This window comes from Planotetraspora phitsanulokensis, assembly GCF_016863295.1.
Lineage (GTDB): Bacteria > Actinomycetota > Actinomycetes > Streptosporangiales > Streptosporangiaceae > Planotetraspora > Planotetraspora phitsanulokensis.
Window position 1 is genome coordinate 1 of sequence record NZ_BOOP01000002.1, and the last position, 18,672, is coordinate 18,672.

The 18,672-nt window shown below is 68.0% G+C and carries 19 protein-coding genes and 1 pseudogene; 4 read left to right on the top strand and 16 right to left on the bottom strand.

Going from position 1 to position 18,672, the window contains the following annotated elements; genetic code table 11:
• Positions 1–845 precede the first annotated feature (845 nt).
• Positions 846–1,688, bottom strand: a complete 843-nt coding sequence (locus Pph01_RS02780; RefSeq protein WP_204071324.1) for a hypothetical protein — start codon at positions 1,686–1,688, stop codon at positions 846–848.
• Between the two features lie 290 nt (positions 1,689–1,978).
• Positions 1,979–2,266 carry a hypothetical protein gene (locus Pph01_RS02785; protein WP_204071325.1) on the bottom strand — a complete coding sequence of 96 codons (288 nt, stop codon included), beginning with the start codon at positions 2,264–2,266 and terminating at the stop codon, positions 1,979–1,981.
• 524 nt (positions 2,267–2,790) lie between these two features.
• Here Pph01_RS02785 and Pph01_RS02790 point away from each other — a divergent pair.
• Together Pph01_RS02790 and Pph01_RS02795 are read left to right on the top strand one after the other, a co-directional pair.
• The gene (locus Pph01_RS02790; protein WP_204071326.1) at positions 2,791–3,615 is read left to right on the top strand and encodes a helix-turn-helix transcriptional regulator; all 825 of its coding nucleotides are present in this window, start codon (positions 2,791–2,793) and stop codon (positions 3,613–3,615) included.
• 453 nt (positions 3,616–4,068) lie between these two features.
• Positions 4,069–4,866: an SDR family NAD(P)-dependent oxidoreductase gene (locus Pph01_RS02795; RefSeq protein ID WP_204071327.1), complete on the top strand. Its 798-nt coding sequence runs from the start codon at positions 4,069–4,071 to the stop codon at positions 4,864–4,866.
• 555 nt (positions 4,867–5,421) lie between these two features.
• Here the strand turns inward: Pph01_RS02795 and Pph01_RS02800 are convergent.
• From Pph01_RS02800 to Pph01_RS02810, 3 genes are all read right to left on the bottom strand, one after another.
• Positions 5,422–6,003 carry a hypothetical protein gene (locus tag Pph01_RS02800; RefSeq protein ID WP_204071328.1) on the bottom strand — a complete coding sequence of 194 codons (582 nt, stop codon included), beginning with the start codon at positions 6,001–6,003 and terminating at the stop codon, positions 5,422–5,424.
• 599 nt (positions 6,004–6,602) lie between these two features.
• The gene (locus Pph01_RS02805; RefSeq protein WP_204071329.1) at positions 6,603–7,097 is read right to left on the bottom strand and encodes an FMN-binding protein; all 495 of its coding nucleotides are present in this window, start codon (positions 7,095–7,097) and stop codon (positions 6,603–6,605) included.
• Between the two features lie 29 nt (positions 7,098–7,126).
• The gene (locus Pph01_RS02810; protein ID WP_239116388.1) at positions 7,127–8,494 is read right to left on the bottom strand and encodes a ferredoxin reductase family protein; all 1,368 of its coding nucleotides are present in this window, start codon (positions 8,492–8,494) and stop codon (positions 7,127–7,129) included.
• A 646-nt stretch (positions 8,495–9,140) separates the two neighbouring features.
• On the opposite strand from Pph01_RS02810, the gene Pph01_RS02815 reads away from it, so the two are divergent.
• Positions 9,141–10,313 (top strand): hypothetical protein, encoded by a 1,173-nt coding sequence (locus tag Pph01_RS02815; RefSeq protein ID WP_204071330.1) that lies wholly within the window; start codon positions 9,141–9,143, stop codon positions 10,311–10,313.
• A 98-nt stretch (positions 10,314–10,411) separates the two neighbouring features.
• Here Pph01_RS02815 and Pph01_RS02820 read toward each other — a convergent pair whose 3' ends face one another.
• The 3 genes from Pph01_RS02820 to Pph01_RS02830 form a co-directional block, all read right to left on the bottom strand.
• A complete protein-coding gene (locus tag Pph01_RS02820; RefSeq protein ID WP_204071331.1) occupies positions 10,412–10,690 on the bottom strand; it encodes a hypothetical protein in 279 nt (92 codons plus the stop codon).
• A gap of 190 nt (positions 10,691–10,880) precedes the next feature.
• The gene (locus Pph01_RS02825) at positions 10,881–11,546 is read right to left on the bottom strand and encodes a response regulator (protein ID WP_204071332.1); all 666 of its coding nucleotides are present in this window, start codon (positions 11,544–11,546) and stop codon (positions 10,881–10,883) included.
• Positions 11,543–12,685: a sensor histidine kinase gene (locus Pph01_RS02830; protein WP_204071333.1), complete on the bottom strand. Its 1,143-nt coding sequence runs from the start codon at positions 12,683–12,685 to the stop codon at positions 11,543–11,545. The genes Pph01_RS02825 and Pph01_RS02830 overlap by 4 nt, the downstream gene beginning before the upstream one ends.
• A 129-nt stretch (positions 12,686–12,814) precedes the next feature.
• Here Pph01_RS02830 and Pph01_RS02835 point away from each other — a divergent pair, with 129 nt between their 5' ends.
• Positions 12,815–13,375 carry a hypothetical protein gene (locus Pph01_RS02835; RefSeq protein ID WP_204071334.1) on the top strand — a complete coding sequence of 187 codons (561 nt, stop codon included), beginning with the start codon at positions 12,815–12,817 and terminating at the stop codon, positions 13,373–13,375.
• 429 nt (positions 13,376–13,804) lie between these two features.
• Here Pph01_RS02835 and Pph01_RS02840 read toward each other — a convergent pair whose 3' ends face one another.
• The 8 genes and pseudogenes from Pph01_RS02840 to Pph01_RS02875 form a co-directional block, all read right to left on the bottom strand.
• Entirely contained in the window at positions 13,805–15,232 is a 1,428-nt protein-coding gene (locus Pph01_RS02840) for an MFS transporter (protein ID WP_204071335.1), read from the bottom strand.
• 12 nt (positions 15,233–15,244) lie between these two features.
• Positions 15,245–15,682 carry an SRPBCC domain-containing protein gene (locus tag Pph01_RS02845; protein ID WP_204071336.1) on the bottom strand — a complete coding sequence of 146 codons (438 nt, stop codon included), beginning with the start codon at positions 15,680–15,682 and terminating at the stop codon, positions 15,245–15,247.
• Positions 15,679–16,038, bottom strand: coding sequence for an ArsR/SmtB family transcription factor (locus tag Pph01_RS02850; protein ID WP_204071337.1), 360 nt, complete (start codon positions 16,036–16,038; stop codon positions 15,679–15,681). The genes Pph01_RS02845 and Pph01_RS02850 overlap by 4 nt, the downstream gene beginning before the upstream one ends.
• Before the next feature lie 377 nt (positions 16,039–16,415).
• A complete protein-coding gene (locus Pph01_RS02855; protein ID WP_204071338.1) occupies positions 16,416–16,910 on the bottom strand; it encodes a DDE-type integrase/transposase/recombinase in 495 nt (164 codons plus the stop codon).
• The gene (locus Pph01_RS02860; protein ID WP_204071342.1) at positions 16,910–17,212 is read right to left on the bottom strand and encodes a transposase; all 303 of its coding nucleotides are present in this window, start codon (positions 17,210–17,212) and stop codon (positions 16,910–16,912) included. The genes Pph01_RS02855 and Pph01_RS02860 overlap by 1 nt, the downstream gene beginning before the upstream one ends.
• Positions 17,213–17,630: 418 nt before the next feature.
• Positions 17,631–17,738, bottom strand: a complete 108-nt coding sequence (locus Pph01_RS43230) for an SDR family NAD(P)-dependent oxidoreductase (RefSeq protein ID WP_275412790.1) — start codon at positions 17,736–17,738, stop codon at positions 17,631–17,633.
• Between the two features lie 115 nt (positions 17,739–17,853).
• A pseudogene (locus tag Pph01_RS43615) lies at positions 17,854–17,946 on the bottom strand (short-chain dehydrogenase/reductase); the annotation flags it as partial.
• A 104-nt stretch (positions 17,947–18,050) separates the two neighbouring features.
• Positions 18,051–18,672 (bottom strand): alpha/beta fold hydrolase (locus Pph01_RS02875; RefSeq protein ID WP_204071340.1); only part of this gene is annotated, 622 nt, incomplete at its 5' end.

The window sequence follows — 18,672 nt, forward strand, 5'->3', positions numbered from 1 at the left end:
CGGTGGCGGTCCTGGTGGTTCTCGCGGTCCAGGTGGCGGTGTTGGTGGCGGTGCGGGCGGTGTTGGTGGTGGTGCGGGCGGTCCCGGGGGTGGCGGTGCGGGCGGTTCCGGCGGTGGTGGCCCCGGTGGCGGTCCTGCGGGTGACGGCCCAGGTGGGCCGTAGTCGTCAGTCGAGCCCCCACCACCGCCCGTACCGCCGCCGCCGGTGTAACCGGAGTCGCCGGAGGAGTCTCCACCAGAGGCCCCGCCGCCAGATGCTCCGGGGGCACCAGAAGAGGAGTCTCCGCTTTCGTTGGGTTCCGGCGGTCCCGGGGGCGGTGGTCCTGGTGGCGGTGCGGGCGGTTCCGGCGGTGGTGGCCCCGGTGGCGGTCCTGCGGGTGACGGCCCAGGTGGGCCGTAGTCGTCGGTCGAGCCCCCACCACCGAACGTCCCACCGCCGCCGGTGTAACCGGAACCGCCGGAGGAGTCTCCACCAGAGGCCCCGCCGCCAGATGCTCCGGGGGCACCAGAAGAGGAGTCTCCGCTTTCATTGGGTGCCGTCTCGGGCATTTGCGCATCGCCGGACGCTTCGTGCGCTGGCTCGTTACCGTCTGTCGCCGCCATGATCGATTCCGATCGTGCTGCCGTGACCTAGATGGCTGGGAATGAGTCCCTGTTCTCGCCGAGCTGCGGAACCCTTTTAGCCTACTCTCATGCCGAACGATGGCACCGAGACCATACCTGGAGGGGCCTCCTTGGCCCAGCCTGCACGACCGGGGGTCCCTACCAAAGACGGCGGCATGACCGCCAGCACAACCGAGGGAACCGACCACAAGCATCCCCGACACCGACTTCGATGGGTCCATTCAGCGCTCCAGCCGTGTGGCTCGCTGGTAGACCAGCGTTGCCGCGCCCAGGGCGAGTCCGTACAGCAGCCAACTGCCGTAGACGAAACCCACGGTGAGCACGTTGCCGGCGTCGTCGAACCGGACGGGGCCGTCTGTCAGTCGGAGAGCCTGGGACAGAGCGCCAAAAACGGACATGATCCCCATCGTGGTCAGTGTCGCGGTCGCGGTCCAGCCGCCGGCGAGGATGATCCTCCGCGGCAATCGCCGCCCCCAGCTTCGCGCGAGGGCGAGCGATCCCGCGGCTCCCACCGCCAGCATGATCAACTCGCCGATCGGAAAGCCCTCCTGGTAGATCTCCGGGCGGCCGACCGTGCCGCCAAGCCACCAGTAGATCTTGGCCAGCGGATACGGGAAGGCCAGCGCGAACGCGGCGTAGCCGAACCACGGCCGGCCCGGCACCTGGGTTCCGGGAAGCATGAGTGCCACGATCAGCGCCGCGGCCATCAGACTGATCGACCGGGTGAGCATCCCGGGCCAGTCCACCTGTGAGAACGTCCCCGCGGGAATGCCAGTGATCCAGAAGAACGCGCGGAAGACGTCGAGGACGACCCCTCCGGCCGACCAGAGCAGGAGCACGGCGGCGACCCATCCGGCGACCAGTGCTCCACGATGTTCCCGTACGGCCAGCGCCACGGCGACCATCGCCAGGAGGGCCGCTGTGACCGTCATCCACGGTGGACAGAAACCCCTGGTGTAGTCGACGTCGGCGGGCAGATCGGGAAGCGCGGTCGATACGGCCGTCGCGACGAGGGCCGCGGCCGCAGCCGCCAGCGCTGATACACGTACGAGGCGAAGATTCACACCACCGACGATGACGCGGCGGACCCAGCCGCCGCGTCTGCATCACGTCTCGACAGAGCGAAACCAGAGAGGTATTGACATCGTCATCTCGATGCGTCCTTACCCAGCGATCATCCAGTCTGGCGATTGATCAACTGACAATCTCATACCGCCCATTTTGTTAGGGGCCCTGAGTGCGGGCCGTGATGACCACTTGGGCAGCGCCGTGCAACCCCTTTTCGATCGACCCCGATGTTCCCGGAAGCAGCTCCGCGCGGCCTTCCTCTGGCAGTGCTGGCCCCGTCCGCGTCTCAGCTGAAGCGCGCGAGGAGGTCGCGGCCGGGGGTGTGGAACCGCAGGACGAGGATGTCGTGGACGGCGACCGGTATGGTCGCACCCCATGTTCCTCGGCCGTCCTGTACGGTCATGTTGCCCAACTTGACCTTGCGGCCATCGCGGGTGGTGAGATCGACCTCGTACGCATCCGGGCGGCGTGCCGCCGTCATCGTGACGAGCACCCACGTGGGCGATCCCTGGTAGGCGAAGACGTACCCCTCCGGTGCCGCGGTGGCCTCCCCGACCACGGGAACGGCGCCCAAGTACTGGCCGTGTGCGACGGCGAGCGTCCTGCGGTAGGCGTACCCGGCGGTCGCTCTCGGTCTGGTGCCAGACCGCGCCCCCGGACAGCGCTGCGACGAGAATGATCGAGGCGGCCAGGAGAATCGCGTTGCGCAGGCGCCGGGGTCGTCTTCGGCGCAGCATGGGCTTCAGTACGGAGGACTCGAAGCCGGCGGGTGGCTGACGTTCCGGGACGAGTTGGAGCAGTTCGTCGATCAGCCCGGTGTGTGCTTCCAGCTCGCGGTGGCATCGCCCGCATCCGTCCAGGTGGCGCAGTGCCTTGGCGCGCTCTTCCGCCGGAGCGACGCCCGCTGCCAGTTCGGGGAGGACCCATCCGGGCCCGCGAAGGGGCCGCGATGAGGCTGCACAGTCGCGAGGATGGTCGCACCGTAGGGCACGATGCGGGACAACTTGCGCTCCGGAGCCTTGCATATGGGCGGTCGGGACACCCTTAGGTGCGGTCTGTTTGCCTATTTTTGACCCGATATTTCCTAGTATGCGTGATATGAGCAGTCTTCTTGGTGAGTTCCTTCGCGCTCGGCGCCGGTTCATGACGGTTGATCAGGTGGGGCTGACGTGTGTAGGCGACCGTCGCCGGACTCCGGGGTTGCGCCGCGAGGAGATCGCGATGCTGGCCGGCCTGAGCGCCGACTACTACACCCGGCTGGAGCAGGGACGTGACGGCAACCCGTCGACCCAGGTGCTTGCCGCCTTGGCCCAGGCCTTCCAGCTCGGCCCCGACGCTACTGAGTACTTGTACAAGCTTGCGCACCCGGGAGCGTGCGGGAAAAGAGTCGTTCCCCTCGCCGATCAGGTCAGCCTGCGTGTATTGCGGTTCATCGAGAAATGGGACGATGCGTCGGTGTTCGTGGTGAACCATAGGTTGGACATTCTGGCCAAAAACCGAGTGGCAGCTGCTCTCTTCAATGGGCTGGAGTACACCGACAACCTGATCAGATTGGCCTTCCTCAACCCTGTGGCACGCGAGTTCTGGGTGGACTGGGAAGAGGAAGCGGCTGCGAATGTGGCTCACCTGCGTGCCGTGGCGGGAGTAGACCGCGACGATCCATACTTGCTCGAACTGGTTGACGAGCTCTCACGTGAAAGTGAGGACTTTCGCCGACTCTGGGCTCGCCACGATGTACGTGGCAGGAACGAGGGACTCATACGCTTGCACCGCAGCGAAGTTGGTGAGATGACCTTTTCACTTGAGACGTTGCGTATCGACAGCGCTCCCGGCCTGCGTATCTTCGTCGCTGAAGCTGTGCCAGGCAGTCCCGCTGACGACGCCTTGGCCAAGCTACGCGTGCTCACCGCCGGCCACCGGTGATTCGAGCGGACGGCTGGCTTTGCAGCAGCCCCGCCAACTTGACCGGTCCCATGTTCAGGTGGTCGCCAGCCCCTCCGCGACGGTCACGCCAGTATCGGCAATCGCCGGCTCGCTGCGAGATAACGAGCCGTTGACGACTGTCGAGGTCGGTGGCGCCACGAGCATGTTGTCTGCCGTGGTGGCTGGTTCGGTTGTGTGGGGATTGTGGAACAGCCCGCCTTGGCGGGTGCTTCGCTCTGTGCCGGGGTTGCACGGGTCCACGCGTCCGGCACCTCACCATCCCTGCGGGAGGTGCGGTGTGAGGGATGCGATGGTGACGATGCGGTGTACCTCCCGGAAGGAGCAGTCCTGCCCCTTTGAGCGGGCGGCGCCAGTGCAATGATGCAAAGCCGGGATGCCGAATGGGTCGGCGCCGAGCTGGGCATCGTGATGCGATCAAGGACGTTTTGGACGATGAAACCTTCCACAGCACAGCCGCGGCCGGTCGCCGTCGTCACCGGCGCAGGCAGCGCCGACGGTATCGGCTTCGCCTGCGCACAGCGGCTCGTTGCGGACGGGATGCGCGTGGTGCTGACCTCCACCACGGAGCGCATTCACGAACGCGCCGCCGAGTTGCGGGAGCATGGCGCCGACGCGGTGGGTCTCGCCGCGGACCTCACCGACCCCAGCGCCGCCGGCGAACTGGTCCGCCTGGCCACCGAACGGTACGGCCGGCTGGACGTGCTGATCAACAACGCGGGCATGACCTCGGTGAGCGACCCCGACGACTCGGCGGACATCGGCCGGCTTTCCGACGACCAGTGGAGACGGTCGATCGCCCGCAACCTGGACACCGCGTTCTTCATGACCCGGGCGGCGCTGGAGCCCATGTTGGCCGGCGGCTACGGCCGGATCGTCAATATGGCCTCGGTTTCCGGACCGGTCCTCGCCTTCAGCGGCGACAGCGCCTACCACGCGGCCAAGGCCGGAGTCGTCGGCCTCACCCGCAGCGTGGCGATCGAAGTGGCGAAGCGGGGCGTGACCGTCAACGCAGTGGCTCCCGGGTGGATCGCGACAGGCTCCTCCACCGACCGAGAGCTGATGCTGGGCGCGGCCACACCGTTGGGCCGGTCGGGCACCGCTGAAGAGGTAGCCGGCCTGGTGGCCTTTCTCGCGTCTCCAGAGGCGAGCTACATCACCGGTCAGGTCTTCGTGGTCGACGGTGGGAACTCGATCCAAGAGGAGGGTGCCATCCCCTCTCCGCCATGGTGAGGTACGCGCGTCGAGCGAGCCTTCCCTAAGACGGATGGCACTGGGGCCGTTCATCCTCATGTGAAGCCCAGGTGCCAACCGTGCCGGGCTGGCGTGCGTGGCCGACACCTGTGCGGCGCCGGCCACGTGATGGTCATCTGGCTCCCGAACGGATGACCATGTTCGGCTCTCTTCGACACTGTTCCAGGCGCCGCCATCGGACACTCCCGACGAGACGGTCGCCGACGCGGACTTCTCACTTGGGCTGGAGTTGATTCTCGACGGAGTCGCCGTCCGGATGGAACGCGGTGTGGACCAATGAGCCATCGAAGGAGATAGAGAACTCCAAGCCAGATCAAGCAGCCTGACGTCTCTCACGAGGTTTGACAAGCACCGGTCGACCGACAGACCGTCCTCAGTACGGATCCCGCAATGGCACGCGTCCCTCGCGGACGCCAACGCCCGCTGACCCCACGACCGCACGTGTCAGTGAGCAATATGACACAGAGCACATTGCGCCGGAACGGGACTGAAGAACCACCCAATTAGGTGCGCGGGACACAATGCGAACGATGATCAGCGCAGGCGGTCTGCAATCTGCCGGGCCGTCGCGACCAGCTGTGCACGGAGCTCCGCTGAGGGACGAGTGTGGGTACGGGCCGACAGGTCGACCATCAGGTTGGAGGTCCGGAACTTGGCGTGTATGTCGTAGATGTCGGTGCGAGCGAACACGATCTGGATGCTCATATGGTCGACGAGGCTGAATCCCTCTTCGGCCAGGCCAGGCTCGTCCCGCGCGCCCGATTGGGGGCCCGCGCCGCGCCGCCATGTAGCGAACAGCTCGCGAGCGCGCTGGGTGGCGCCCTGGTACGGGGGATCGGCGGTGCGGGTCTCGGCGTACACGCGGACCGTACGGAACGGGGCGTCGCGGCCGGCGATCAAGCTGGACCACTTGCAGACTGCGGTCAGGTCGCCGCCGCCCAGGCCCAGAAGCGTGCGCGGCGGGTGCGATTCACCATCGCGGTCGGGCACCGGGTCCCATACCAGGTGCCGAAGCGTGTCCGGCGGCATCAGCGGGCAGGCGTCCACCCGGTGGAATCGTCCGTGGTCGGTGAACGCCCCGAACCACCAGGCGGCCGTCACTCCGCATCCGCTCACCAGTAACACTAGGGCGGCGATGACCGCAAGGATTGCACACCACGGCCGTGCCGAGCGGGGGGCCGCTGCATAGGGGGGCGAATAGGCCATTGGGGCAGGCTGCCACAACGACGGCCCAGCCGACAGGAGCAGGCGCCGCTTTGTAGGTTGCGTGTAACCGAGCCGGTGAGGGACCGGGCGCTGGTTGCGTCCACGGGTGTGGTGTAAGAGTTTCCGCTGGTAGAGGCGTGGCGTCGTGAAATGAGGACGGCCATCGCGTGATCCTTCGTGATTGCGACATCAAGATCGAAGGAGAAGAAAGCGATGGCCGTGAACGACAGTGGACCCTGCCGCGTGGCCGGCGCGGCAGATCGAGGCCGGGGGTCCGGATCTGTTGCGATCCATGGAGTCGGACGATCAGCTCGACCGTCACGGCCGTGATCGCGGTCGGTGAGGCGTTCGGTCGTCTCGACCGCGGCTCGAACGTGGTGACCAGGAGGGGCAGACAGCCCCATCCCCATTGATCAGGGCGAAAGCCGTCCACATGATGCGCCCTGGCGGCCCCCCGGGACCAGGCCGCCAGCAGACCTACCGGAAGCCTTGTCCGCAACGTGGACATCTCAGGCACGGGCCTTGTCCAGGGCGACCTGGAGGGAGTGGATGTAGCCCTCGCTGGTGTAGGAGGCGCCGGACACGGCATCGATGTGCGCGCTGTGCGCGGCCAGCGCCTCCCGGGTCAGGATGGGCACCGCGTATGCGGCGATCGCGCGGCTTTGCCCGGCATCGTTCGGGGTCTGCAGCGTTTGGACTTTGGTCAGCATGCCGTGGGAGAGGGTGACGGCGACCTCGACCGGGCCGAACGGGGTCTGCTCGACGTCACCGGTGTAGGTGCCGGTGGCGCCGCCCCTGCTGCTTCCGCGCTGGTGCGTGCTGGATTTGACGGACTTGCTGGACTTACCCGACCGGCTGGAGTTCGGCTCGGGCGAGGAGACTGCGGCGCCGCCGGGGGAAGCGGTCAGCACCGGCAGGACGCTATGTTGCGGTTTCAGGGCCAGCAGCAGGATTAGGCCCGCGGCGCTTGATGTGGTCAGAACGGCGGCACGGCGCATTGCCATGGAGTGCTCCTTTGGGGATCCGGGACCGCTCAGAACGCGAACGACTCATGGTGGATGCGGCGGCGCGGCACCCCGGCCCGGCGCAGCGCCGGTATGGCCGCGGCCGTCATTCCCGGCGGGCCGCACAGGTAGACGTCGCGCTTGGCGATGTCCGACACGAGGGAGACCAGTCCAGCCGCGGTGAGTGGCGAGGAGTACTCGACAGGTTCGTCGACCACGTAGTGCACGGTCGCGCCGCGATCGGCAGCGATGGCGTCGAGCTCCTGCCAGAGCGCCAGGTCCTCCGGCCGACGCGCCCGGTACACAACAGTGACCTCGCCGGGCAGCGTCTCGAAGAGAGCACGCAGCGGGGTGATGCCGACGCCGCCTCCCAGCAGCAGGACCCTGCGCGCCGTGCGTCGGGCCGCCGTGAAGGCGCCGTACGGCCCCTCAGCCCACACCCGAGTGCCGGGCCGGATCCTGGCCAGCGCTTCGCTGTGGCCGCCGACGGCCTTCACGGTGATCCGCAGGAAGTTCCGGTTCGGCGGCGCGGACAGCGAGTATGGGTTCGCCGTCCACCACATCCCAGGGGCGAGGAAACGCCAGCGGAAGAACTGGCCGGGCTCGGCGCCCAGCTCGTCCAGGTGCCGCCCGGTCATGAAGACCGACACCACGCCGGGTGCCTCGGGCCGCACCTCGGCCACGGTCAGCCGGTGCCGTAGCGCCCGCCGCACCGGGGTGAGGAAGCGGTACCAGACCAGCAACGCTGCCACGCCGATGTAGATGGCGTACCAGGCGAGCTGGACAGGGCGGTGTAGGACGAAGTCGGCGCCGTTGGAGAGCGGGTGGGAGAAGGCCAGGAAAATGGCGAGATACGTGGTGAAGTGCAGGTAGTGCCAGGTCTCGTAGCGCAGTCGGCGGCGCGCGGCGCGAGCCGAGACGATCCCGGCAGCGACCAGGAGCAGGAAGCCCGCAGTGGCCGTGAGCATGTCGGGATAAGTGAGGACGAGCGTGGTGGTCTGACTGACGACGCTGATGTGGGCGCTCGCCGCGGAACCGAGGATGATCAGCAGCGTGTGGGCGAGCGTGAGCGAGATGGTGTAACGGCCGCCAAGCGCGTGCCAGCGGGCGAGGCGGTCTGAGCCGACACCCCGTTCCAACAGGGGGAAGCGGGACATCAGCGCGAGCAGCACCGCACAGGCGTAACCGGCGAGCAGGCCGGTGACCCGGCCGGCGTTGGTCAGCCACCCGGCGAGACCAACCACTGAGGTGGTGTCGACCCACCACAGGCCCACCACAGCTGTGGCCCCGATGTAGATCAGCAACTGGGCCACGATGAGAACGATGCGGGGAAAGTGTACGGCGGGCTGCGGGGGGCGAGCCATGGCACGGCTGGCGTACGTGGACGTGGTAGCCACGTGACTCCTCTCGTCGACTCGGGCTGCCACTTTTCCAATGGAATTTCTGCAGACCCTCTGGGCGCACCACTCGTCCGCCGATTCAGAGAGAAGTCAGAGGTCCCTCCGCTCGCGGCAACCCCACGCATCACGAGCTCTCCGATCCCTTTTCCGCCTTCATCCGCTGAAGTCCACGGCCATACGACGCCGCAGGTCATACGAGCAGGCAGAACCCAACGACGGCAGCGGAGACATACCGATGAGAAGCGGCATATGGGGTGATCAGGCAGTGATAGGCGTGCGCGCCCGCGAGTGGGACTCCGCTTGATCGCACTTCACACCCGTGCCAGTGTGGAGATGCGCGCCTTGCGCGTGCAGCCGACGCCCTTATCAACGCGGCATTGGAATTGGACGGTCGCCCGAACAAGCAGGCAGAACGAAAGCTGAAGGACGCAATGCAGGCGTTCGCTGAGGAAGTTCGACGCTTGGCCGGAGTGAAGCGAAGCAAGGCTCTGCGAAGGAGACTGTCTGCCTTCCGATGAGTGAGACCCTCAGCGGGACCTCAGAGGTTCCCGACACCACCGCGTAACACTCACGACATGCCCTGGCCAGCAATGCCATGAAAGGTTAGCGCGTCAAATAGACCTCCTTGAGGAGTATGACGCACATGCGCAAAACCGCGATGCTGGCGGCAGCCGCTGCGACGCTCGCGCTGGGCACCATGTCCCCCGCGATGGCCGCACCCAGCCACGGTCACGTCTTCACGCTGGCCATCTATGGAGATGCCCCGTATGGGACGACTCCCACCGACACCGCCGAGTTCCAGGCGACTCCCGGCTTCGTCGATTCGATCAACAACGACCCACAGGTCAGCCTCATCGCACACGTCGGCGACATCCACTCAGGCAAGCAGTACTGCACGCAGGTCTATGACCAGTCGGTCTACAACCTGTGGGCGAAATACCAGAAGCCTATGGTCTACACCCCCGGCGACAACGAGTGGACGGACTGCCACAAGGCAGCTGAGGGCGGCGGCACCTACAGCTCTGCCACGCAGCAGATCAACTATGTCCTCGATCAGGTCACGCACCAGCCGGTCGATTACGCCAGCGGTAACCCCGCCGCCAACCTCGACCTGGTCCGCTCGATCTTCTTCTCGAAGCCCGGCAGCACGCTCGGCAACGGTAAGCAGCACGTGCTCTCGCAGGCGCAGGTCTACGACCGGGCGCACCCCACGGACTCGAAGTTCGTCGAGAACGTGATGTGGCAGCAGAAGGGCATCCAGTTCGTGACGCTCAACATCCCGGGCGGCTCGAACAACGACACCGATGTCTGGTACGGCGCTCCCTCGCAGAGCGCCGCACAGAAGAATGAGGTCGCCGAGCGCACGGCCGCCGACCTGCGCTGGCTTGACCGGGCATTCTCGCAGGCCCGGGAAGACGGCGCCAAGAGTGTCGTGATCTTCACGCAGGCCGACATGTGGGACCTGGACGGCAACACTCTGGCGCACCTGACTGAGTACGAGCCCTTCGTGGCGAGCATCGCCTCCAACACGAAGAAGTTCGGGAAGTCGGTCTTGTTGTTCAACGGCGACTCCCACGTGTACAAGTCCGACAACCCTCTGTCTCCGTCGGCCCCGTGTGTCGACGAGGCAGGCGCGTGCACCTCGGTCGCGTCGTCGCACCCTGGTTATGACGTGCCGAACTTCCACCGGGTGGTGGTGCACGGCAGCACCTTCCCGCTCGAGTGGCTGAAGCTGACCATTGACACGAAGGCGAACCACCCCGCGAGCGCCGACGCGTTCGGGCCGTTCAGCTGGCAGCGGATGACCCAGTCCTGACTCCGCGCGTGACGAAACCGGGGGAGTCGCCTTCTGGCGATCCCCTAGTGGCGGTCAGTCGGAATCCCCGCCCTTTCCGCGTCGCGGAAAGGGCGGGGTCACCGTATCGTCCGCACTCGAGTGGTTGCGGCGGCCGCGGCTTCCCGGGGCATGTGGTGGGCGTGGCCGAGCAGGACGGCGATGTCTTGGCCGTGGACGAGGATATCGATGAGCGTCTCGCGGTAGGTGACTCCGGCGTTGTGCCGGCGCGAGCCGACCATGCTGCGGATCTCGGCGATCATCTTCTCGGTGGACAGCACGGCGGCGCGGAGGCGGGCGGCCTGGTCAATGGCCAGGTCGACGTCCGCGCTGGGGTCAGGCCTTGTCGGGTGGGGCAAAGCCTGGCGTTGTTCCTTGTCCCCAGCTACGGTGACCCGGATGGTCGGCGGACGGTTTCATCTCCCCATGCTCAAACAGCCGATTTACGCCCTCGACGACCCAGCATGCCGACTTCCTCCTGCGCCGCATCCGCAGCGCCACATAACCGCCGGCCCCTGCGACGACCACGACGGTCCCGCTGAAGCGTGTTCATCCGCCGGGCGCGGCCTCGCCCGCCCGCACCAGGCCCTGCTCGTAGGCGAAGACCACGGCGGCCACGCGGTCGCGCAGTCCGGCCTTGGCCAGGACCCTGGACAGGTGCGTCTTCACGGTGGCCTCGGACAGGTGGAGAGCCGCGGCGATCTCCGCGTTGGACCGGCCGCGCCCGACGTGCGCGAGGACCTCGCATTCGCGGTCGGTGAGGCGCTCCAGGGCGGTCCCGCGGCCGGGTGGGACGCTCAGGAAGCGCTCAATCAGCCGCCGTGTGACCGCCGGGGCGAGCAGCGCCTGCCCGGCGGCGACGGTCCTGACCGCCTCGGCGAGTTGTCCCGGCGGCGCGTCCTTCAGCAGGAAACCGCCCGCCCCCGCGCGCAGCGCGTCGTAGACGTACTCGTCGAGGTCGAAGGTGGTGAGCACCAGTACGGCGGGGCCGCCGCCCGGCGTGTCACGGATTCGCCTGGTGGCCTCGATGCCGTCGAGCCTGGGCATCCGGATGTCCATCAGCACCAGATCGGGGCGCAGCCGCCTGGCCTGCGCCACCGCCTCGACGCCGTCGGAGGCGGTCCCGGCCACCTCGATGTCGGGCTGGACGTCGAGCATGGCCGACAGTCCCGACAGGGCCAGGGCGTGGTCGTCGGCGATCAGTACACGGATCACGTGGGCTCCACGGGAAGTCGGATGCGTACGGCGTAGCCGCCGTCGGTGACGGGACCCGCGTGCAGGGCTCCGCCGTACAGGCGGGCCCGCTCACGCATCCCGAGCAGGCCGTGGCCGCCACCGGCCGCAGGGGCCTGGGCGGCGCCGGGTCCGTTGACGACCTCCAGCCCGAGTTCGGCGCCTCCGTAGACGACCCGGACCTCGGTGTCGGCCGCGCCCGCGTGCCGCAGGACGTTGGTAAGCGCTTCCTGGACGATCCTGAATGCGGCCAGTTCCAGCCCGGCGGGCAACGCGGGGCGCACTCCCTGCTCGACCAGTCGTACCGGCAGCCCGCCTGCCTTCGCCTGCTCAACCAGTTCGGGCAGCCTGTCCAGGGTGGGCTGCGGGGCGAGCCGGTCGTCGCCGTCGTCGCGCAGGGCCTCCAGCACGTGGCGCATCTCCGCCAGAGCCTCGCGTGCCGTACCGGCCACGGCGTCCATGTGGTCGCGGGCCCGTTCCGGGTCGAGCCCGCTCAGCTCCCGCGCCGCCCCGGCGTTCACCGCGATGATCGACAGCGAGTGGGCGACGACGTCGTGCAGTTCGCGTGCGATCCGCAGCCGCTCGGCCGCCACCGCCTCCCTGGCCTGCTCACGCGTACGCTCCTCGGATGCGCGCAGCTGGATGTCACGGCGGCGCAGCAGCCTGCCCGCCGTCCACGCGCCGGTGACGAAGAAGAACAGGATCAGGAGGGATCCCACGTCAGGCCAGGGACCGTAGAACCGCAGTGCCGTCGCCCCGGTCATACCGCCGACCGCTAAGGGCCACGCCAGGGCCGCCACCGGCAGGGACCGGATGTACAACGCGGCCGAGAATGTGGACACGAGGATCGTGGGGAAGGGCGCGACGGTCGCCGGCGGCCCGGTGGTGACGGCCGCCCAGACCAGCAGCGCGGCCACCGCGACCCCCAGCACAACCACCGGCGCGTGCCGTCTGAACATCAGCGGCAGAGTCACCACTAATGCGAACGTGATTCCGGCACCCAGTGGGTCCGGGCGCGCCACCAGCGCCTCGGCCACGGCCCAGACCGCCAGCAGCCCGGCGAGCGCGAGGTCCGACCTGGACGGGCGCGGCACGCGTGCGAGCCGGGCTAGGGGGTCCACGGCTAGACCGTACTTCGCCGCGGACGGCCGGGCATCAGTCCGTGGCGGTAGCCGGGTCAGCCATCCGTGGTAGGAGGTTGCGCCTTCCGGCGGACGCGCCGCGATCTGCCCCTTTCCTACCGTTACAGCGTGATCTCAAATGAAACAGCGCCCCGCAGGCGCACCGCAGCGGGCTGGTCGGCGATGGCCGGCGGCCTGATCATGGCTGGCCTCGGCGTGTCGCAGGCCGTGCAGCCCTTCGACACCAACCCCTTGGTGCTCGGTCTGGAACATCTCACCCTCGGGCTGTTGGCGGTCTCGCTGATCCTGCTCGTCCCCGGACTGATCGCGCTGGCCCGCCACGGGGGCAGGGCCGCCCTCCCCGGGGCCGCAACCATCTCCGTCGGCCACGTCCTGCTGGCGTTCGGCGCCACATCGTCCAACCTGCACGGCAAGGACTACCCGTGGTTCGTCTTCGTCGCCATTCCCGCGAACCTGGCCATGCTCGCCGGGGGGATCGTGATGGCGGTATCGCTGTGGCGGACGGGCCACGTGCCCCGGCTGGTCGCCGCGATCCTGCCGCTGCTGTGGCTCTTCGAGATAATCCTCAGCCAACTCGGCGGCAGTCTGATCGCCGGCGTCTACTGGCTGGTGGTGGGCCGCATGTTCGTCGCGGGTACGGCGGACCGCCGCCTCGCCGCCACAGGCTGACGGAGGATCAGGTACGAGGGCTTTACGGAAGGTACTGCGATCGATCCCGCCTGCTAGAGACCAGCGCTGATCTCCGCGAAGGTCAGTCGCTCACCGCGCCTGGTGGCATAGAACGAGCCGGCATCGCTGCGAAAGACGATCCAGGCGGGGAAGGTGTCTCGAACACAGCCCTCCACCCGGCGGCGAGGGACCGGGGCCTCTGGAGCCGGGACAAGGCCGGGCTGGATGGTGGAAACGGCCGCAGAACGGGGCCGTTTCCAAGGGGAGGCACTCGTGATCTCTTCGAAGGTGCGCGCGGTCGGCGGGGCCGTGGCGCTGATTGCGACCGCGCTCGGTCAGCTGGCGCAGTACGCCGTGGCCCCGGCACACATCTCCGGCGGCAGCGCGGTCGACCAGGTGTCGGCCATCGCCGGGGAGGGCGCCCGGATGCTAATGCGTGGTGGCGCATGCCGGTTGGCGGCCGGTGCCGCAGGGCTTGGGGCCACTGGAATCTGAACGGTTCGCGCGCTTGCCCAGTAGGGCCAGGGCGAGGACCGTGCCTGTCGCGGCGATGATGGCGGTGGTGGCGAACGCGGTGCGGTGTCCGGAGGTGAGGGCGAGCGTTGCGGGCCCGCTGGTCGCGGACGCGCTCGCGGTGGCGACGCTGGAGCAGATGGCGACGCCAAGCGCGGTGCCGATGGCGAAGGAGGTGTCGGCCAGCCCGGCGGCCAGACCCGAGTCGCGCTCGGCGACGCCGGTCAGCGCGGCGATCTGCGCGCACACGGCCGCTGTGCCCATCCCGGCGCCGAACACCAGCAGCGCCATGAGCAGGAGGCCGAGCGAGCCGTCGGCCGAGATCCGGGTGAGCAGCAGGCAGGCCCCGCCCAGCAGCACGGTTCCCGAGGCGGCTACCAGCCGTATGCCAAGCCTGGTCACCACGCGCTGGCTGAACAGCGCGCCCGCCACCGACGCCACGGTCATCGTCGCGGCCGCCAGACCGAACTGCACCGCAGACCAGCCCAGCACCTGCTGCACGTGCGAGGTCAGGGTGATCAGCATGCCGTCGACCGCCATCCCTGCGATCAGTAGTAAAAGGTTCCCGCCGACCAGCACCCGCGAACCCAGCAGGCGGAATGGCAGCAGCGGAGCCGCGGAACGCCGTTCGATCATCGCGAACAACGCGACGAGCGCTGCTGCGACAACCAGCTGCCTGCCGTCCCAGCCGTCACTTGGCACCCGGACGATGACGTACACCAGCAGGACGAGTGCCGGGGTGATCGTCAGCGCGCCGGCGAGGTCGAACCCTCGTGTGTGTGTACGGCTCTCGTGAAGCAGTACCGGCGCCAGCAGCAGGACCGTCGCCCCGACGGGGACGTTGACCCAGAAGACCCACTGCCAGCCGAGCGTGTCAGTGATGAGCCCGCCGAGCAGCAGCCCCGCGGTCGCCCCGAACCCCCCGAGCCCGCCCCAGGCAGCAAGCGCCTTGTTGCGCTCCGGGCCTTCGGCGAAGGCGTTCATCACGATGGACAGCGCGGCGGGAGCGATGATCGCCGCCGAGACGCCCTGCAGGGCGCGGGCGGCCACCAGCATCTCAGGAGAGGGCGCCAGCCCGCAGAGCAGCGATGACAGCACCCGCAGCACCATCCCGGCCAGGAACACCTTGCGGCGTCCCAGCAAGTCGGCGACTCTGCCGGACAGCAACAGCAGGCCGCTGAAGGCCAATGCGTAGGCCGTCACCGTCCACTGAATCGCGGGGCCGTGAAACTCCAGGTCACGCTCGATGGAGGGCAGGGCCGACAGCAGGCTGGTGCCGTCCAGAATGGTCATGAAGAACGCCGTGCCCAGCAGAGTGAGCACCTGCCAGCGGGTCCTTGTCATGATGGCCTCTCTTCATCCGCGCCGCAGGTCGGCGCCGAGCGCGTCGAGCCACTCGCTGGTGCCCTGCCGCCGCCAGTCGGGGTCTTCCCGGCCGTCGAGGAACGTGCCCTGCTCAGTGAGCGTCAGCAGCGTCCCGCCGTCCGCCGGGGCGAACTCCACGCTGGTCAGTGACACCGTGGCGAGTTCGGTCTCGCCGTACAGGGTCGAGGTGTAGACGATGCGGCGGTCGGTGACGATGTCCTGATACCAGGACTCGAACGTCATCATCCGGTCGTCGTGGCTGGCGCGGTTGACCTCGCGGCCACAGACCTTGAAGTCCAGTTCGTGCTCGCCGGTGGGGGTGGAGAACCAGCGGGCCTTGGCCGCCGGGTCGGCCCACGCGGCGAACACCCTGGCGGGCGCCGCCTGGTAGGTGCGTTCGAGGGTGAAGGTGGCGTGCGTGACAGTCATGAGGTGCTCCCTTGTTCTGATGGCTGCTCTGGTGGTTGCTCTGCCAGATGGTCGTCCAGACGGTCGAGGCGTTGATCCCAGGAGGTGCGCTGGCGCGCGATCCATTCCTCGGCCGTTCGCAGGACCTGCGGGTCGATCTGGTAGGTGCGGACTCGGCCGACCTTCTCGGAGCTGACCAGGCCGCAGGCCTCCAGCACCTGCAGGTGCTGCATCACGGCAGGTAGCGACATGGCCAGGGGTTGGGCCAGTTGGCTCACCGAGGCCGGGCCGCGTATCAGTCGCGCCACGAAGTCCCGGCGAGTCCCATCGGCCAGCGCCTGGAACACCCGGTCCAACGACTCCGAATGGTTAGGCATGTACTTAACTATGCGTCCTACGCGAACTGATAGTCAAGTGACTGCTTAAGTGTTGCTTGGCATGGCCCTTCCGCCGCGACTCGACCTCGGGTGGGCACGGATCCGGTGCGGAGCAGGGTCAGGGCGGCGGACAGGGTGGCACGGAATCAGCGGTCGCCGAAGGGGGCCGGGCCATCGAGCGATCATCGTCGCCGGCGACTCATGCGCTTCCGGTAGCTATCTTGCGGCGCCCTGATCGCCCGAGACGGCGCGCGGGCGGAACAGGCGCTCGTCGATGGCCTTGCGGGCGCGGTCATGGGAGCCGGGCATCATGTGGGCATAGACGCGGAGAGGGCGGATTCAACCGGTCGTCGCAACACTGCTGGTCAGCAGCGAGTTTAGATGATCACCAACGCCGCGGTCTGAGCCGAGTCGATGGACCAGCCGACCACCCGCCGGGAGTAGACGTCCAAGACGACGCAGCAGTAGACCTTGCCTTCGCGGGTCGGATGTTCGGTGATGTCGGTAACCCACAACTGGTTCGGCCCGCCCCTGGCGAACAGCCGATCGACCATGTCGGTCGCGGTCGGCACCTGTGGAATCGGGCGCCGGCGGTGGTTGCCGGGCAGGCCCTTAATGCCGGCACGATGCATCAGCATGGCGACGGCGCCGTATCCGACCGCGATGCCGCGGCCGAGCGTGAGTTCGGCGTGCACCCGGCAGCCGCCGTAGACACCTCGAGAGGCGGTGTGAACCTCGCGGATCATGTCAGTGAGCCAGGCATGGCGCAGCGCCCTGGCTGAGGGCGGGCGAGTGCGCCAGGCGTAGTAGCCCGACTCCGAGACGCCCATCACCCGGCAGCAGACCCGGACCGGAAAGCCTTCGGCGGCCATCACCGCGATGGCCTCGAACCGCCTTTTGGGGACACCACCTCTCGCAGCAGCTCACTGGCCCGCCGGGTCACCGCCAGCTCGGCCTCCAGCTCCGCAATCCGTCGCCGGGCGGCGACCAGTTCGACCTGATCTGAAGACGTAATGCCGGGCTCGAGCCCCGCGTCGATGCGGTCCTGCTTGCGCCAGTTGTAGATCGTCTGGTCGCTGATCTGCAGATCCGCGGCCACCTGCTGAACGGTCCGGCCACCCTTGAGCAGGTCCAGAACCTTACGACGGAACTCGGGGGGATAGCTCCTCGGCAGGCTGACCTCTCCAGAGGATCAAGACATGCAAGTCAACCAAAGCGACTCTACGAAAGCCGGTGAACATCAAAGCCTCCAGCAATCCCGGCGCGGTTCAACCGGCAGCGCACGCGGGCGCATCGACATCGAGGACCTCATTCCGGGGGCAGGATCACAGGACACTCAACCGGAACGCACCCTTCCAGGCCCCAACGATCATTATCATGCGAACACGCCGACGCGACCAGAACTAGGCAACAGGGTCGTACATGCCCACGTCGCCGCGATGACCCGATGTCACGCCAGGCCAGGCGTGGCCCAGTTCAAGGACAGCGAGCTGCCCGCCGGCGCCGCGCGCGACCCTCGGTCTCATTCAATCTCTCGCCGGACGCGGCGAGCAGTCCGGTGCGGAAGTTGCCCGGCTCGACGATGAGCACGGTTACGCCCAATGGGCGACCTCGGCCCGTAGCGCTTCGGAGAAGCCTTCGAGCGCGAACTTCGTCGCGCTGTAGGCGGGGATTCCCGCGAACGACAATCGTCCTCCCATGCTGCTGACCTGCACGATCGCGCCGGACCGCCGTGTCCGCAGGTGGGGAAGGGCGGGCGCGGGTCAGCGCGGCGGGGCCGAAGAAGTGGACCTCGAACAGGGCCCGCGGCTCGGCCTCGCCGGTTTCCTCCACGGCACCGACGTGGCTACGTCCGGCGTTGTTCACGAGGATGTCGATGCGACCATGTCGAGCGATGACCTCGGCCACTACCTCGTCATGGCTCGGTCTCGGGGAGGGCGCTAGCTTCTGCGCGGATCACGCCTGCTTCATGCTGATCTGCTTGAGCACGGGCTGCGGACCTGTCGCAGCAATTAGTGACCTCGTTCCCGGCCGAGGAAGCACGACAGGAGTCGCACGAAGTCGTGCGGGTGCTCGAGCGCCGGCACGTGCCCGCATCGGCCGAGCACGTACAGACGGACATCGGCCAGGTGTTCGAGCAGGGGCAGGGCTGCCGTCCCGAGCGGGGTGACTCGGTCCTCGGCGCCGTGGACGAGCAGCACGGGCGCGCGGACCCCTGCCAGCGTTTGCGCCGAGAGGGTGAGCTCGTCGGCCCAACGTGCCCTAGGCGGAGGGAACAACGACGCGAATGCGGCCGCCCCCGCTCGCATCGCAGCTGCACGGGCAGCGACGGCCGACTCGGTCACGAGCGCTTGGTCGAGAACGAGTCGACTCAACATGTCTCGTGCCCCGAGCGGGCCGGCGGGGGCGGCCCAGACCGCGTCGAGCTCGGCGGACAGCGGCGCCCCGGGGGCGCCCATCGTCGAGACCGCCACGACACGGGTGACCTGCTGGGGACGCGCGGCCGCCAACGCCAGCGCCACGGCACCGCCCATGGAGTGGCCCACCACGGCGTAGTGCTCGACACCGAGAGCATCCATCAGGCCCGCGGCCTGCTCCGTCCACAGCCGGAGCCCACCCCTGGAGCCCGCCGGG